Origin of the sequence: Paraburkholderia sediminicola, assembly GCF_046027355.1 — a bacterium.
In the GTDB taxonomy this organism is placed as follows: Bacteria; Pseudomonadota; Gammaproteobacteria; order Burkholderiales; family Burkholderiaceae; genus Paraburkholderia; species Paraburkholderia sediminicola_B.
Window position 1 is genome coordinate 1 of sequence record NZ_JAQQEK010000158.1, and the last position, 309, is coordinate 309.

At 65.4% G+C, this 309-nt stretch carries 1 protein-coding gene; it reads right to left on the reverse strand.

Annotation, left to right across the window (positions count from 1 at the left end; genetic code table 11):
- Window positions 1–309: carboxylesterase family protein (locus tag PQR42_RS45710; RefSeq protein WP_408394115.1), on the reverse strand; the 309-nt coding region annotated here is incomplete at both ends.

The following is a 309-nucleotide window of genomic DNA, read 5'->3' on the forward strand; positions in this document are numbered from 1 at the left end:
GTTCCGTCCAGCGCGACGCCATACGTTGAACTGTCCGAGGCCGTGCCGTACTGGAAGCCGCCTCCGTGAATGAACACCATGACCGGAAGCCTGGCGCCGCGGGTTCTGGCTCCGCTCCAGATATTCAGGAACAGACAGTCTTCGCTCACATTGCCGGTGACGATCGGACCGCCGAAGGGCGCCGCGCCCCAGCATCGCGCGCCGGACTGGGTGACATCACGTACGCCGCTCCAGGCTGGCGCGGGCTGTGGCTCCTTCCATCGCAGGTTTCCTACGGGCGCCGCGGCATAGGGAATCCCCTTGAAACTG